Origin of the sequence: Seinonella peptonophila, from assembly GCF_900129355.1 — a bacterium.
Lineage (GTDB): Bacteria > Bacillota > Bacilli > Thermoactinomycetales > Thermoactinomycetaceae > Seinonella > Seinonella peptonophila.
On sequence record NZ_FQVL01000005.1, the window covers coordinates 40,755 to 55,512 of the forward strand.

The window sequence follows — 14,758 nt, forward strand, 5'->3', positions numbered from 1 at the left end:
CAGGACTTCCGAATGGTCTCTTCATGCTTGTACATGAATTCCCCTATTCCGTCTCCTTTCGTCCATTTAAGAGACGATATGAAAGAGGAAGATCGCTTAGATCTCCCATATTAGAACAAACTTTATGATACAGGTCAATTCGTCTAATCTTTCTCTTTCTCAACTATCCTCGCTTCGTGTAGCTGACAAGTAAAATTCGAAAAGATTCACAAGTTTGTTCTGGACACTTTCAGTTTCATCTAGTCAGTTTATATTGAAATGTGACTACTTCAAAAACCATTCCGTTGATTGATGAAATGCTAGATAGGTCATTGCATACTCTTCATATCCTTTATTAAATAAAAATCTTACTAATGAACGATCTAATATCTCTTCCTTATGTGGATCGATGAGAAATGGATCAATCTTCTTCCAAATTCGATTCTTGCTTACCTCCGATAAATGAATCAACGTCTTTGGCTGTTGATCCTCTATATATTCATACTCTAAGAAAATATAAACAACTCCTCGCTCTGATTGAAGTTGTACAATCTCTTTTGGTAAGATCGGGAGTGATTGTTGCTTAATCATATCCGCATCTACTTTTAAGCTAATATGATCACGATATTTTGTGATACTCCATTTCACATCTTCAGCATCCATCATTCCTGGCTTCAATGAAATTCTTCCAAAGAAAGTTGTAATCACCAATCGATTTTTCCGTTCTAAGCGATAGGCAAACACAATATCATGATCAATCACGCCCAATCGGGATGCGAAAATGTCCATTCGATTCGCTTCCACTAAAATTTGCAACAATGGTCGTAAATCTTTCATTGTCAGGATTGGCCCTACACGTTCATTCCAACGCTCCAATGCATGATCGGTTAACAGTACTTTAAAAGGATGTTCAGTATCTGTAACCCGCTCTTCGACAATCGGTGATGTTTTCTGTTTATATAGTAGTGAAAGAATCTCCTTTTTACAGTGGAAGGTGGAATCTTGTAGATATCGAAAACGACGCACTTGATATGGATTTGTGAGTCGTTCGATGATGGATTGACGTATAAACGGATTAGCTAGTTGTTCATAAATAGATAAAACATCACACGATGGATGAAGCGTTTCTTTTATTTGCAATGGCTCATGATAGCTTTTACGTAAACTTCGTTCAATCTCTGGATTTTGAATAGATGTAACTTTTTCAAGCCATTGTCTGCCTAAGAAAGATCTTCTGATAAAACGCGAACCAATGATTAATTGCTTTCCCCACTCTAACATTGCGGGTTGATATCCCGCTTTGGAAGCCTTTTCTAGCAAATTCTTTCCTTCATTCACTCGACTTAGGTCGAAAGGATGCTTCATGAAATGCTTACCCAGCTCATACATTGCTTGAACATCACCAACATGAGCAAGTTTCCGTAGCCACTTTTCTCCTTCTCTACTCTTTTTCTTTAATCCATCCCCAGATATCAGCATCTTCCCTAGTTTAAACATAATATCTTTATAACCAGCGGTTGCCCCTAACTCTAACCATTTTTTTGCTTGCTGCACATCTTGACGAACTCCTTTTCCAGCGATGAGCCGTTTGCTCAATTCAAGATACGCATCCTTAACCCCATCCCTCGCTGCCTGCTCTAACCATTTTCGTCCTTGCTTTCTATCTTTAGGCACTCCTTTTCCATCAAGCAAACGCTTACCTAGTTCTAGACAGGCAAACGCCATTCCCGACTTTGCCGCCTGTTCTAACCATCGTAAGCCCTGTTTCACATTTCTAGGTATTCCATTGCCTTCGATGAGCCGTCGACTTAATTCGAAAATTGCATTTTGGTGCCCAGCCTCTGCTGCCTCTTCTAATAACTTTCTTCCTAGAGGACGATTTTTTTGCATCCCAACACCTGTTAATAACTTTCTTGAGAGTTGAAATTGATCTTCCCAATCTTGATTTCCTGTCTTCGTTTCTATCTTTTCTCCTATTTGTTGATCCATTGTCTGCGACGTTTGCCCCATTTTCGCTTGAGCATCCATCCACGCTTTAATATCTTGTTGATTCGATTCTGCTAAACGATATCCTAGTTGATACATCTGTCGATCTTGCTCACCATAAACGGTCTTTTCCTCAGTGATGAATGTTGCGGGTTGTTTAGACTCTTCTTTAAGTATCTCGGCACAAATCGGATGAGATATCTTGCTTATTTCCTCTGCCGCCCATTGGGATACCACTCGATATAGTCGACCCCGCTCTTTATGATTCATTTTATCTTTCGACTCCGTGATTACCCGTTCCAGTTGCTTACTCAGTTCTAATTGCAGCTCACTATGTCCTGCTGTAGCTCCTTTTTCTAACCAAAGAAATCCTTCTTTTTCATTTTTGCTGAGTCCTTTTCCGGTTAATAAACGCTTTCCTAGATCAAGTACTGCATCTTTATATCCCGCCTTAGCAGCTACTCGAAGCCAGTATTCACCTTTTTGTATATCTTGTTTCACACCCTTTCCATCAATTAAACACCTCCCCAATTCAAATGAGGCATTTTGCAAACCTGCTTCCGCAGCGATCTCAAGCCACATGATTCCTTCCCGCTCATTATGCTTCAAATCATTTCCGTTAATCAATCGCTTACCAATCTGAAAGATTGTATGACGATATTTTAGGTCTGCTGCTCTTTGTACAATTTCTTTTATCCTTACTTCTCGCTTCCCCTGTGACTCATCATGTCTATCAAATACATCTAGAATGGAATAGCGTGTCGCAATCTTTTCTAATAGTTTTTCGCCGATTTGGCTCTCTTTGCTTTTCTGGTCGTCATAAAAGAATAAAATAAGCTCTTCTAGAAATGGACTTGTCTTCACATCCATCCATACCACCCCTATCACCCTTCATTATATCGATCAAAATATGTTAGATAAATAAATGGATTCAAAATAGAAATAACATATACGATTTATAAACAGATATTACTATTGATTCACTCTAAATCTTCGAAACAAAATTTTGTCTTTTCATAAGGCGAGCGAATAGGGGAATTGTTCTTTTATATAAACAAAAATTGTTTTACTCTCATTATCAAGAGGTAATATATATGTTAAAAACTAATAATTACATATCTTAGATATATATCGATAATAAACTTATCAAGGTATAAACATGAAAGGAATGAGTGAAAATGCTAGATTGGTTGAAAAAAAGCATGACTCATATCAAAGATATAATCGAATCAAAAGAATGGATTCAATGCAGCAAATGTAAAGGAACTGGTATAAATGCACATGGTGGTGTTTGTGAACATTGCAATGGTGAAGGGGCTAAGTATTAACGCTTAACAAAAGATTGATAAATATACACTCATGACCCGATAAGTGGGTCTTTTTTATATACATCTATCTAGAAGACATTGAAATGATCCTTATCATCTTCACTTGGTCTAAAAACCAAGGTTCCATTTACAAATCTATTTTGATAGACTAAAAAGAACTAAGGGTGTGAAGGAGTTATGCAATGGAACAGGTTTTACAACTTTTGAAAAAAGTGAACAGCCGGCTTGATCAAATTGAACAGCGAATGGTCACGAAAGACGACATTGCAAACCTTGCTACCAAAGATGATGTCCAAATGCTCCTGACAGCTATTACCGCATTGAGTGAGACTCAAGGACAAACCCACCAAGTTTTAAATTTAACAGATAAACGACTGAAAAAGATCGAATCCTCAAGCTAAACTAGCTTTGAGGATTCGAACTGAAGAAAAACCTACATTTTGGTCAAAAATAAATGAAACTTGTGCACGGAGTGCATAAACCTTGGCTCCCAGAAATGAAAACAATATATACTTTGTCTGCAAGCTGTGCCTGATGAGTCAGATTTCCATCCCTAATACAATTTTCACATACAATGAATAGCAATTTCACGTCTATTTATCATTTAACGAAATAAAGTTCTTGTTATAAGTAACAACTAAAAGGTTAATACTACAGAAAACTTTATTTTCCTTTCAAATTGACACTTGCTTTCCCAAGTGAGTATAATAAATAAAAATTTTCATGTTTAGCGATGAAGAGGATCAGAGTGTGAATTGATGGTTTCAGAGAAAAGGAGTCAGTGGCTGTAAGCTCCTTTACCCAATCATTCATCATTACCACCTTGGAGCTATTGCAGGGAAAGAGTTTCTTGAGTATCTGCAATCGGAGGCACACCGTTATTGGTGCTAAAGAGGGTTCTGATCATCCTTTATTCAAGGGCTGGTTCATCACTGCTTGATAGCCTTGATGCTGATTTTACTTTGGATGATGAGGACCAAATAAGGGTGGAACCACGAACACAAAGCTCGTCCCTACTAGGGAAGGGCTTTTTTATTTTTCTTCAGTTAGGAGTTGATTGTTCAATATGAGTCTATCTATACGTTTACCCGATGGTTCATCACGTGCATACGATGAACACGCAACACTTGCAGATGTTGCAGCGTCCCTGAGCAGTAGTCTTCGTAAAAAAGCCGTTGCCGGAAAGATCAATGGTCAAATGGTCGATTTAGGTCGTGAACTTGCTGACCAGGACGAGATTCAAATCTTTACACTCGATGATCAAGAAGGATTAGAGGTTTATCGTCACAGTACAGCCCATCTAATGGCACAGGCTTTAAAACGCTTATATAAGGATGTAAAGCTGGGAATTGGGCCTGTGATTGAAGATGGTTTCTATTATGATGTTGATCTACCTGTCCGCCTCACTCCTGAAGATCTGCCTAAGATCGAGGCGGAGATGACACGCATTGTCAAAGAAAACCTCCCCATTCAACGGCGCGTCGTCACAAGGGAAGAAGCAATTCAAATTTTTGAAAAGATTGATGATCCGCTTAAATTAGAGCTGATTCGCGATCTACCCGAAGATGCAACCATTACGATCTATGAACAAGGAGAGTTTCTTGACCTTTGTCGTGGGCCCCATCTTCCCTCGACTGGCAAGATTAAAGCATTTAAACTACTCAATATCGCAGGCGCATATTGGCGCGGAAATTCGGATAATCAGATGCTACAACGCATTTATGGAACAGCATGGCCAAAGAAAGCACAACTGGATGAACACTTACATTTCCTAGAGGAAGCAAAAAAGCGTGATCATCGTAAGATCGGAAAAGAGCTGGAGCTGTTTGCTTTTTCTGATGAGGCTCCAGGTATGCCTTTCTACTTACCAAATGGAATGGTGATCCGTAATGAGTTAGAAAAGCTCTCTCGGGAATTTTTCCTTCATGCCGATTATGAGGAAGTTCGGACTCCACTCATGATGAATCAACGTCTTTGGCAAGAATCTGGTCACTGGGACCATTATAAAGAGAATATGTATTTTACAGATGTAGATGAAAATGTGTTTGCAGTAAAGCCAATGAACTGCCCTGGACATATGCTGATCTTTAAAAATTCACTACGCTCCTATCGGGATTTGCCGATTCGCTATGCTGAGTTTGGTCAGGTACATCGTCATGAACTGTCCGGCGCCTTAAATGGTATGTTTCGGGTAAGGACATTTACACAAGATGATGCCCATATCTTTGTACGTCCAGATCAGATCGAAGCTGAAGTAAAACGTGTGATTCAACAAGTTGACCAACTTTATGCTGTGTTCAACTTTCCCTATACGATTGAACTTTCAACAAGACCTGAAAAATCAATGGGCTCAGATGAATTATGGGAAGCAGCGGAGCAATCACTGAAAAATGTCCTTGATCAATCAGGAATCACTTATCGCTTGAATGAAGGAGACGGCGCTTTTTATGGTCCAAAGATCGACTTCCATATTCAAGATGCTTTAAAAAGAAGTCATCAATGCGCCACTGTTCAGCTTGACTTCCAAATGCCTGAGAAGTTTCAGCTAAGTTATATAGGCGAAGATAATGAAAAACATACGCCGGTTGTCATTCACCGTGCCATCTTTGGCTCGATTGACCGTTTCATGGGAATTTTGATTGAACATTATGGTGGTGCTTTCCCACTATGGCTATCTCCCATTCAAGTCAAAGTTTTGCCTGTCTCAGCCAATTACCTCGAATACGCAAAACAAGTAACCAAACAACTGCGTCAAGCAGGTATTCGTGCTACTACTGATCAACGAGATGAAAAACTCGGCTATAAAATTCGTGATGCTGAAGTTCATAAAGTCCCTTACATGTTTGTTGTTGGTGAAAAAGAGATGGTATCACAAACAGTAAATGTTAGAAACCGCAGCTCTAAAACACAAACATCAGAAAACCTAGCTGAAATGATTCAAAAGTTAACAGAAGAGATTCAAACAAAAGGGAAATAAATCTCTCGAAAAATCGATAAAAATGGCGCGAACCGTTCTATGGTTTGCGTCATTGCTTTAAATCCACTCCTCTAACTGCTTCCAATGATCCTGTAACCAAATAATCTCAGCTAGAAACCGCTGTGGAACTTCCCCTTTTGATAGGGTATCAATACGTAGCCACCAAGTACTCTCCTTCACCCAAATCAAACGCCAGGCTCTCGCTAAATCTGATCGCTTAAAGAAAGGAATCCACGCTTGATAACCTCTTAAAAACTCATTCACTTTTTGCTTATCCATAACCCCATGAACTAAACAGCCCGAAAGAATAGCTCGCCCCACATCTAACTCTGGATAGACATATCTCATCCGATCAAAGTCTACAACTCCAACAAAATTCTCTTGGTTAAATAGCACATTATATATACTCATATCCCAATGTGCCCACCCATGTCGACACACAGTGAAAAGCGAGAAATCAAGGGAATCTAGAATCTCCTTTTGCCTGTTTAAAACAGTCATGAAGTGCTGGTCTTTGTATTTTTTTGCCAATTGATATTGTTTGCTCCATTCCTGGTATACTTGGCTGGGCTTAGGAACCCAATGCAAAGTGGTTGCTGGTATTCTCTGCAAATGGAAATGAAGCTTTCCACATGCCTCTCCCCAATGATACATCTGAAGCTCTGTCGGTTTTCCTGGCATCACATGAACGCCTTTTATCAAATCCATCACTGCAAACGAGTCATCAGATGGAAGAGTGATCAAGAATTGACCTAGATCAGGATAGACTCGGGGACAAGCTACGCCTTGAACATTTAACCATGCTTGAATCGATAATGATCGTTCTATTGAAGACCATTTCCCTTGATTTCGTTGCTCATCATACTGCTTTACAAAATACCATTTCCCATCTGCTAAGCTTACTTTCCACTTTCGATTTAAATACCCACCTTTAATGACTTCAATTGAAGAAATTGATTGTGAAAACAGTCCTTCCACCTTACTACGCATCATGTTATTCAATCTCTATTCATCCCTTTTCCAACTTGTCCTAATCTGCTAAAAAGATGACTGATTCAATGATTGACTTACCATGATGATCAATCTGTTCAACATATATTCGATCCACTTTTGCTTGAAACACTTGGTTCAATCCTTCTGTCTCAATTAAAGCTTGCTTAAAGGCTTCACGTTGTTCAAATCTACCCACAGTTACATGGGGAGCATAAAAATACTGTCTGTTCAAATAAGGCAATAGCACACTTGTGTATAGATCATCATGTAGATGAATAATCAAATCATTGCCTTGTACTACTCTTAAAAAGAGATATTGTTCAATTGTCCCTGTAATCCCTTGTAACTGAATAGAAAAGGAGCTCGTTTCATGAGCAATTTGTTGAACATGCTTTTTAAGTAATGATGAAGGATGTTCACTCTCAAAGGGAAAAACCAAGGTAATGTGCGGTGGAATCAGAGCATATAGAGGATCATATCTCTTGCGCCACTCCTGAATTTGATGTGTATTTGAAAAAGGTAGAAACAAATTAATTGCCCGCTTGATCATCCTATCCAACTCCCATCCCACAAAATTGAAGTGGAGATTATCACACTTTATTGACATATATCGTTTTATGATATATATTAGTTAATGACATATCATAAAACGATATATAGAAAGGCAGAAGATTATGCCAAGATTTGATTCATTAGAAGCAGGTGCATTAACCGATATCTCATACTATATTCTTCTATCTCTCATTGAGGCTAAGCACGGATATTTAATTATGAAAACGATTGATCAAATGACTGATCACCAATTCACCATTGGCCCCGCCTCGATGTACACAACGATTAAAAAATTGCTTGCAGCAAAACTAATTTCAGAAATAGGAGGTACTGGGGATCGAAATAAAAAAACCTATGTAACGACTAAAAAAGGATTGGAACTACTTCAGAAAGATGTAGAACGTAGAAGAAAAATGGTTGAACATGCTGAAAAAGCATTTTATAAAAAAGGAGAATGAAGGATGAGTAATACCAAATATATGATCAACAGAGGGTTAGCATTTTCAGAGGAACAGGATATGCGACAGTTAAACGAATATGCAAAGCAAGGTTGGTTGTTAGAAGGATTCGCTGGAGGTGGTTTCTTCTTTAAGCTAAAAAAAGGAACCCCTCAAGAAGTACAATACAATCTTGACTATCAAGTAAATGTAGATGAAGAATATTTCGCTTTTTTTCAAGAAGCCGGCTGGAAACATATTTGCTCAACTGGACACATTCATATTTTCCAAGCACCGATCAACACGAAGCCGATTTATTCAGATCAATCAACATTAATTGATAAATATGAGCATGTAGCATCTTTTACTGGAAAATATGCATTCTTTTCACTTTTGCTTACCCTGCTCTTTGGCGTATTACTAAAATTAAGCTTCATGTTTCAAATACCAAGCGTAATTTCTTACATCTGTATAGTCTTGATGCTACTTTCAGTTGTTTTGCTTGTTTTTACAGGTCTTCCTTATCTCGCTTATCTTCGCAAACGAAAAAAGCTGCTTAACTAATATGAACAGAGGCTTTTCAGTCCACATTCATCTATCATCCTAGCCATAAGTATAGGTACAAAACTATACTATCGCTTGTGCCTTTTTAATCCACCCTTTCTTATACTAAACATGAAAAAGAAAGGGTGGATCAAATTGACAAATTTTAAGAGAGTGAATCATATACTATTTGGTTCTACTTTAATATTGGCAACTCTATTTAAAATCTTATCAACTTTTTTATGGCAAAATGGGGAGTACGGGGTCTATGGAAGTACTTGGGCACTTGTCTCTGACGCTTTATGGATTCCTGCTTATATCGCTCTATTTGGATTACTGAAAGCCAAAATGCCTTATTATGCGAATATCGGTCTTTTCATTGCTATACTAGGTTGCGTGGGTGGAGTCACATTTGGGTTTGAAGGGCTATATACAGCTGCATTATATCTTTCAAATCATTACACTCTTCAGGCGCATGATCACTTCCCTACAGCTTTTAACGTCACGTTGTTTTGGCTTGGTCCTCTTTACCCCATCAGTCTGTTTATACTCTCAATCGTACTGATCTGGAAAAAGATTACGCCCTGGTGGATTGGATTGATGTGGACGATTGCTGCGATTGGATTTCCAATCAGTCGAATCCCACCTCGCATAGAGCTATTTGCTCATGTAGTAGATATTCTTATGTTCGTCCCAGCAATATACATTACGTGGAAATACTTCTACCGAAGCCAAGAAACACTCGATTCTGAAATCACATAGGGGCAAAAACTCCCTCCTTCGTCTGACACTCGCTCTCATTCCCGTAGCTAAAGCTAGGGTTTTCCCGCTCACAAAAATATAAACAAGCAATGGTATCATTTGTGATACATTGCTTGTTTTAACAAAGGAGAGTTTGCTTATATACCAATCGAATCACTCCAATTTCTATAGAAACTTGGCAGGAGTAACTCTCATACTAATCGGGTTTAGCTTATTCGTTATTTCGATCTATCATATTGGACAACGATTCGGCTTTTTGAGCGAAAAGATGTTGCAACACACATCATCATTAGATGAAATCCAATCGATTAAAGTTAACGTTCCATTTGATACAGAAATTCTTCCTGCTAAGCAAAAGCAACTACAAATTCAGATTGCCAGTCAGTCAATTCCTCAACCTACTCTGGTGATGTCAAAACAGAACAAGCAACTACACATTGAAATCAAACCAACTACTGTACATTTTTTACTTCGAAACAAATCAAAAGTGCGTATCATTGTACCCTCATCTTATCATCAGTCTTTTATCCTTCATACAGAAGGCAATTTAACCATTTCAGGGGTTCGTATAAAACAAACTTGGTCAATTGACCGTCTCGCTATTCAATCAACTGCCGGAATAACAAAACTAGATCATCTTTTATTAAATCAACTCATGTACAAAGGTACTACTGGTAGTCTTTATGGAGATCAATTAAAAGCTCATACTTCAAATTTCAATATATTATCTGGAAACCTCAATCTCGATCAGTATACGGGGAAGTTAGATGCAAATATAGTTTCTGGAAAGGTGCAGATAGAGCTAAAAGAATTGATCAAACCAACTCATATCAAAGTGATCTCCGGAAATATTCGACTATCGCTCCCTCCATCATCCGCTTTCTCGCTTGATGCCATTACAGAGCATGGTCACATATCCGGCAAGATACCGATTAGAGGTCTCACTACTAAACAGCATTGGAAGGGAGATTATGGACAAGGGAAATGGCCGATTCGCATAGAAAACAAGTCAGGAAATATTTCGATTCAATAGTTGAGAGAGGGAGTTTGATGAACTACTCACGCTATTTCTTTTTCTTACTCATAGGAGCTTTTAGTTCATTGGTATACTTATTTACAGAAGATTACTATGTTTCCACCCTTATTCTCATACTACCTATTTCAATATTCTTATTTATAGGTCGTTATTATTTAGCTGCAATCATCAGTATCACATTATTGATTCTGATCTATTTCCAATTGATCTTACCAGTTATACAGATCTGTGTTGCCATCATGTTTATTTATTACGGCTTTCAACTCTTATGTTATAAAAATCATGCACAAAAAAATCATACTTGGTTTGGTAAGGTTGACCCATTGCAAACACCACGAAGACTTGATCATGCTCATCTCTTTTGCGGTGTAGGATTGATCAATCTAAATCTACATCAAGCGATCCTACTCAATGGTGAAAATCGTATCATCATCCAAAGCTGGTTTGGTCAAACCAGAATTTTTGTACCTGCTGATCTTACTATCTCCATCTCCGCAGTTGGTTTATTTGGAAAAATGGACTTTTTTGGTGAAGTCAAACGTTTCCCTTCTCCCATCCAAGTTTCATCAAAAAACGATCCTCATTCCGCTCAAAAGATCAGCATATCAATTCTTTATTTGATTGGTGAGATTGAAGTGATACAGCAATGAATCATCAACATTTTCGATACCTATTCGTGTTTGGAAATGCGATCTCTATATTTATTCTCTGTTTGATTCAGTTCTCACTTCATCTTGAATGGTTCTTCTTCTTAACAGTAAGAATAGCCGCTATTCCGCTTATAATCTGGATACCAATGATTAATTTATTACTTAGTTACTCAAGCCAACTTCTTCAGTTTCAAAAAACAAAACGTCGATTACGAGGAATACAACCATTAATCAGACAAATAAAGTTGAATGCTGACATAGAAAGATTGACGCTTTATGCAACTGATGCATTTGATCTGATCGAACATATCTTGCCACAAGTTCACAAACAGCGCCTGAAACAAACACAAATATTACAGAAGCTCACTACTGATCGACTTGAATGGGAAAACCAACTGAAACAAACCGTTGTAATAGCAGAAAGACAAAAACTTGCAAGAGAACTTCATGATTCGGTGAGTCAACAATTGTTTGCAATCTCAATGATACTTTCCAGTCTACAAAAACGGAATTCGACTACTTCTGAGCAATATAAGAAAATAGAAATGATAGAAAATATTATTCATGATGCTCAAAATGAAATTCGTTCTATATTATTGCACCTTCATCCACTTCCCTTAGAGAACCAAACCTTAGACAAAGCTATTCAATCATTACTTGAAGATCATAAAAACAAATACTCGATCCACATCGAATGGGAGCTGACCCCCATTCCAAAACTATCAAAGGGAGTTGCCAGTCATCTATTTCGCATCCTTCAAGAGGGACTTTCCAATATTCGTAGACATGCAAATGCGTCTAGGATCTTTGTTTCATTAAAACTATTGGATAAACAAATTTATTTTAAGATTATCGATGATGGAAAAGGATTTCATTTGAAAAAGACCCCTCCCTCTATCGGACTTACTTCTATTCAGGATAGAGCAGCAGAAATGGGAGGAATCTTCGATCTCATGACGGCTCCTGGAGAAGGTACACAAGTAATGGTTCAAATTCCATTTATACCTGAAAGGAGCGAGAAATATTGATTCGGCTTTTGATTGTAGATGATCATGAAATGATTCGCTTAGGTCTAAAAAGTCTTCTACAAAATGAACCAAAGATTCAGATTGTAGGTGAAGCAAATAGCGGGTATGAAGCGATTCAGTATACAAAAACGACAAATCCAGATGTCATCCTAATGGATGTGAAAATGGCACAGCTAGATGGTATTCAAGCGACGAAGTCCATTATGGAAGCCCATCCACAAGTAAAGATTATTGTTCTAACAAGTTATGAAAATAGCGAGCAAGCAAGGCGAATTTTAGATGCTGGTGCATTTAGCTACTTACTCAAAACATCCAATCCGGAAAAAATTATTTCTGCAATTTACCAATCAATGAATCAACAAGCAGTTATTGATGAAACCATTGCTGGAAAATTGCTCACGCATTCTAATGATCTACATTCACTTCATCATTCACTCACTTCAAGAGAACTTGATATTTTGAAGGCTATTACACAGGGAAAAAGCAATCAACAAATTGCTATAGAATTTCATATTAGTCTTGCCACTGTCAAATATCATATTTCCAATCTACTGTCCAAGTTACAGGTAAAAGACCGTACGCAAGCAGTAATCTACGCATACCATCATGGTCTATTTCAACTTCAAAACGAATAGAAATGAATATTGTGATTCACAATTGTCACCATAATTCGCTATATTATTTCCTCAAATTCTATTATTCATTTCGATATAATCAGAAGAGAAGGGAAGTGATGAAAGATGATCTTGAATCACCTTAACCTGACTGTACCTGACGTAACTGCAACTAAAGAATTTCTAGAGAAGTATTTTGATTTGAAAACATATTTTGTCCGGGGTAAAGGATTTGCTTTGTTGAGGGACAATCATAACTTGATGCTCAGTTTGATGAAGGGAACAGAAGTGAAGTATCCCCAGACTTTTCATATCGGTTTTGGTCAAGAGAGCAAAGAAAAAGTAAATCAGATTAATCAACGTCTAAAGGAAGATGGCTTTGATGTAAAACCGCCGGAACAGTTACACAATTGGACATTCTATGTCATGGCTCCTGGTAATTTCAACATTGAAGTCTTTTATCAAGAAGCTAGATATTCCTAAGCCAATCGATCTGTATACGCTGAATCAGTATGAGTAAATTTGATTTGAGACTATCTAAACAAATCAATTTCAACTTGTAAGACAAGAAATGATTCATTCACTCGAGATTGAAAAGAGTGAATGAATCATTTCCTAATCATGAAACTTATTATTCTCCTATAAAGCCACTTGTCTTTTTTTCATCCTTCTAAATATAAAGTAACCAATTCCATTTATGATTAGAAGACCGAAGAGCGTATTGCCAATCGGAGCCCAACCATTTTCACCAGTAAAGATTAAACCCAACACGATTTTACCGATTAATGCACTATTGAGAATGATCAAGCCCATTTTTAAGGAGTGTTTCCAAAATGCCATACAAGCTAAAACAACAAACACCACACCTACAAATAGCGTAATCACAGCAGTCAAAGGTTGACTTAACAGCATTTTTTCAAACTCTAAGACAACTTGCATTTTAGGATCAATCGTTTCTGGAGCTGGAAACCAGACCATACTGCTCGTCATCACCAAAAATGTAATCAGTATCCCTTTCCAACTGCGTTTATAGGCAAAATAACAGATAATCACTAAAAAAATGGGACGGATATACCAACTCAGCGGATTCAAATGCCGTTCAAATGCCCAGTCTAATATATTTTGCACATCCATCGTTCTTACCCCTTTTTTTGAAAGTTATATGGTTATATATTTGGAAATCGCATCAAACATCATTTCAGCTACTTTTGGATATTGTTCTTCTCCGATATCTTCCTTATGTCGAGAAATCGTCATGGCTGCACGCATGAAACTGACAATCGTCATAATATCCTCATCGATCAGTTGCCCAGCTTCTTTTAATTGCTCCAGAAATTGAATAAGCGGTATGATATTTCTCGCTGTTTTCCGCTGTAAAAACTCAGGACTTACTTTACGCGCCACTAATTGAATTTCTTCTGGATGTGTTTGTAATCTTTTCATTAAAGGATTTTCCTCTAATTCCTTTGTCATTGCATGAAGATAGCTTTTTAACTTATCTTGGGTAGTTTTCTGCTCGTTTACAACCGTCCAAACACGCTCTTCAATCCCAGGCCCATCCTCATCAAGTAACTCTAAATAGAGAACTTCTTTTGACTCAAAAAAGATGTAAAAGCTACTCTTCGCAATACCAACAGAACTCGTTAACTCTTCTAAAGAAGTTTTCTTTAATCCTTTGGTAGCAAATAACTTCCTAGCCGTTGTTAGCAACTGCTCCTTAATCTGCTCTTTTTCTCTTTGTGTAAATTGCGGCATATTATGGCTTCAGCTCCTTTTAAAAAACAAAACAACAAATTGTTTTTATGGTTTTATAATAATCCCATTCATTTGCGGTGTCAATAGAACCTAAAAAAATATTTCATCAGTGTCCACA

16 protein-coding genes are annotated in these 14,758 nt (G+C 37.6%); 11 read left to right on the forward strand and 5 right to left on the reverse strand.

The window, feature by feature from the left end; genetic code table 11:
• Window positions 1–264: 264 nt before the first annotated feature.
• On the reverse strand, window positions 265–2,835 hold the full coding sequence (locus BUB71_RS09780) for a tetratricopeptide repeat protein (RefSeq protein WP_073154668.1): 2,571 nt from the start codon (window positions 2,833–2,835) through the stop codon (window positions 265–267).
• A gap of 308 nt (window positions 2,836–3,143) precedes the next feature.
• On the opposite strand from BUB71_RS09780, the gene BUB71_RS19565 reads away from it, so the two are divergent.
• The 3 genes from BUB71_RS19565 (at window position 3,144) to thrS (ending at window position 6,270) form a co-directional block, all read left to right on the forward strand.
• Window positions 3,144–3,293, forward strand: coding sequence for a hypothetical protein (locus BUB71_RS19565; RefSeq protein WP_175552334.1), 150 nt, complete (start codon window positions 3,144–3,146; stop codon window positions 3,291–3,293).
• A 182-nt stretch (window positions 3,294–3,475) separates the two neighbouring features.
• Window positions 3,476–3,694, forward strand: coding sequence for a hypothetical protein (locus tag BUB71_RS09785; protein ID WP_073154669.1), 219 nt, complete (start codon window positions 3,476–3,478; stop codon window positions 3,692–3,694).
• Window positions 3,695–4,359: 665 nt separating this feature from the next.
• Complete coding sequence (thrS, locus tag BUB71_RS09795) at window positions 4,360–6,270, forward strand: threonine--tRNA ligase (RefSeq protein WP_073154671.1); 1,911 nt, start codon at window positions 4,360–4,362, stop codon at window positions 6,268–6,270.
• A gap of 57 nt (window positions 6,271–6,327) precedes the next feature.
• Here the strand turns inward: thrS and BUB71_RS09800 are convergent, their stop codons facing one another.
• The gene (locus BUB71_RS09800) at window positions 6,328–7,263 is read right to left on the reverse strand and encodes a phosphotransferase enzyme family protein (protein ID WP_073154672.1); all 936 of its coding nucleotides are present in this window, start codon (window positions 7,261–7,263) and stop codon (window positions 6,328–6,330) included.
• 37 nt (window positions 7,264–7,300) lie between these two features.
• Window positions 7,301–7,813 carry a 2'-5' RNA ligase family protein gene (locus tag BUB71_RS09805; protein WP_175552335.1) on the reverse strand — a complete coding sequence of 171 codons (513 nt, stop codon included), beginning with the start codon at window positions 7,811–7,813 and terminating at the stop codon, window positions 7,301–7,303.
• A gap of 124 nt (window positions 7,814–7,937) precedes the next feature.
• Here BUB71_RS09805 and BUB71_RS09810 point away from each other — a divergent pair, with 124 nt between their 5' ends.
• From BUB71_RS09810 to BUB71_RS09845, 8 genes are all read left to right on the forward strand, one after another.
• Window positions 7,938–8,273, forward strand: a complete 336-nt coding sequence (locus tag BUB71_RS09810) for a PadR family transcriptional regulator (RefSeq protein ID WP_073154673.1) — start codon at window positions 7,938–7,940, stop codon at window positions 8,271–8,273.
• A gap of 3 nt (window positions 8,274–8,276) precedes the next feature.
• Entirely contained in the window at window positions 8,277–8,816 is a 540-nt protein-coding gene (locus BUB71_RS09815; RefSeq protein WP_073154674.1) for a DUF2812 domain-containing protein, read from the forward strand.
• 135 nt (window positions 8,817–8,951) lie between these two features.
• Window positions 8,952–9,557 (forward strand): hypothetical protein, encoded by a 606-nt coding sequence (locus BUB71_RS09820; RefSeq protein WP_073154675.1) that lies wholly within the window; start codon window positions 8,952–8,954, stop codon window positions 9,555–9,557.
• Between the two features lie 133 nt (window positions 9,558–9,690).
• Entirely contained in the window at window positions 9,691–10,590 is a 900-nt protein-coding gene (locus BUB71_RS09825) for a DUF4097 family beta strand repeat-containing protein (RefSeq protein ID WP_073154676.1), read from the forward strand.
• Between the two features lie 17 nt (window positions 10,591–10,607).
• Window positions 10,608–11,243, forward strand: a complete 636-nt coding sequence (gene liaF, locus BUB71_RS09830) for a cell wall-active antibiotics response protein LiaF (protein WP_073154677.1) — start codon at window positions 10,608–10,610, stop codon at window positions 11,241–11,243.
• A complete protein-coding gene (locus BUB71_RS09835) occupies window positions 11,240–12,271 on the forward strand; it encodes a sensor histidine kinase (RefSeq protein ID WP_073154678.1) in 1,032 nt (343 codons plus the stop codon). Before liaF ends, BUB71_RS09835 begins: the two co-directional genes overlap by 4 nt.
• On the forward strand, window positions 12,268–12,906 hold the full coding sequence (locus BUB71_RS09840; protein WP_084731390.1) for a response regulator transcription factor: 639 nt from the start codon (window positions 12,268–12,270) through the stop codon (window positions 12,904–12,906). The genes BUB71_RS09835 and BUB71_RS09840 overlap by 4 nt, the downstream gene beginning before the upstream one ends.
• Window positions 12,907–13,011: 105 nt before the next feature.
• Complete coding sequence (locus BUB71_RS09845; RefSeq protein ID WP_073154679.1) at window positions 13,012–13,368, forward strand: VOC family protein; 357 nt, start codon at window positions 13,012–13,014, stop codon at window positions 13,366–13,368.
• Window positions 13,369–13,524: 156 nt separating this feature from the next.
• Here BUB71_RS09845 and BUB71_RS09850 read toward each other — a convergent pair whose 3' ends face one another.
• Complete coding sequence (locus BUB71_RS09850; protein WP_073154680.1) at window positions 13,525–14,019, reverse strand: hypothetical protein; 495 nt, start codon at window positions 14,017–14,019, stop codon at window positions 13,525–13,527.
• Between the two features lie 24 nt (window positions 14,020–14,043).
• Window positions 14,044–14,640 (reverse strand): TetR/AcrR family transcriptional regulator, encoded by a 597-nt coding sequence (locus BUB71_RS09855; protein WP_073154681.1) that lies wholly within the window; start codon window positions 14,638–14,640, stop codon window positions 14,044–14,046.
• Between the last annotated feature and the right edge of the window lie 118 nt (window positions 14,641–14,758).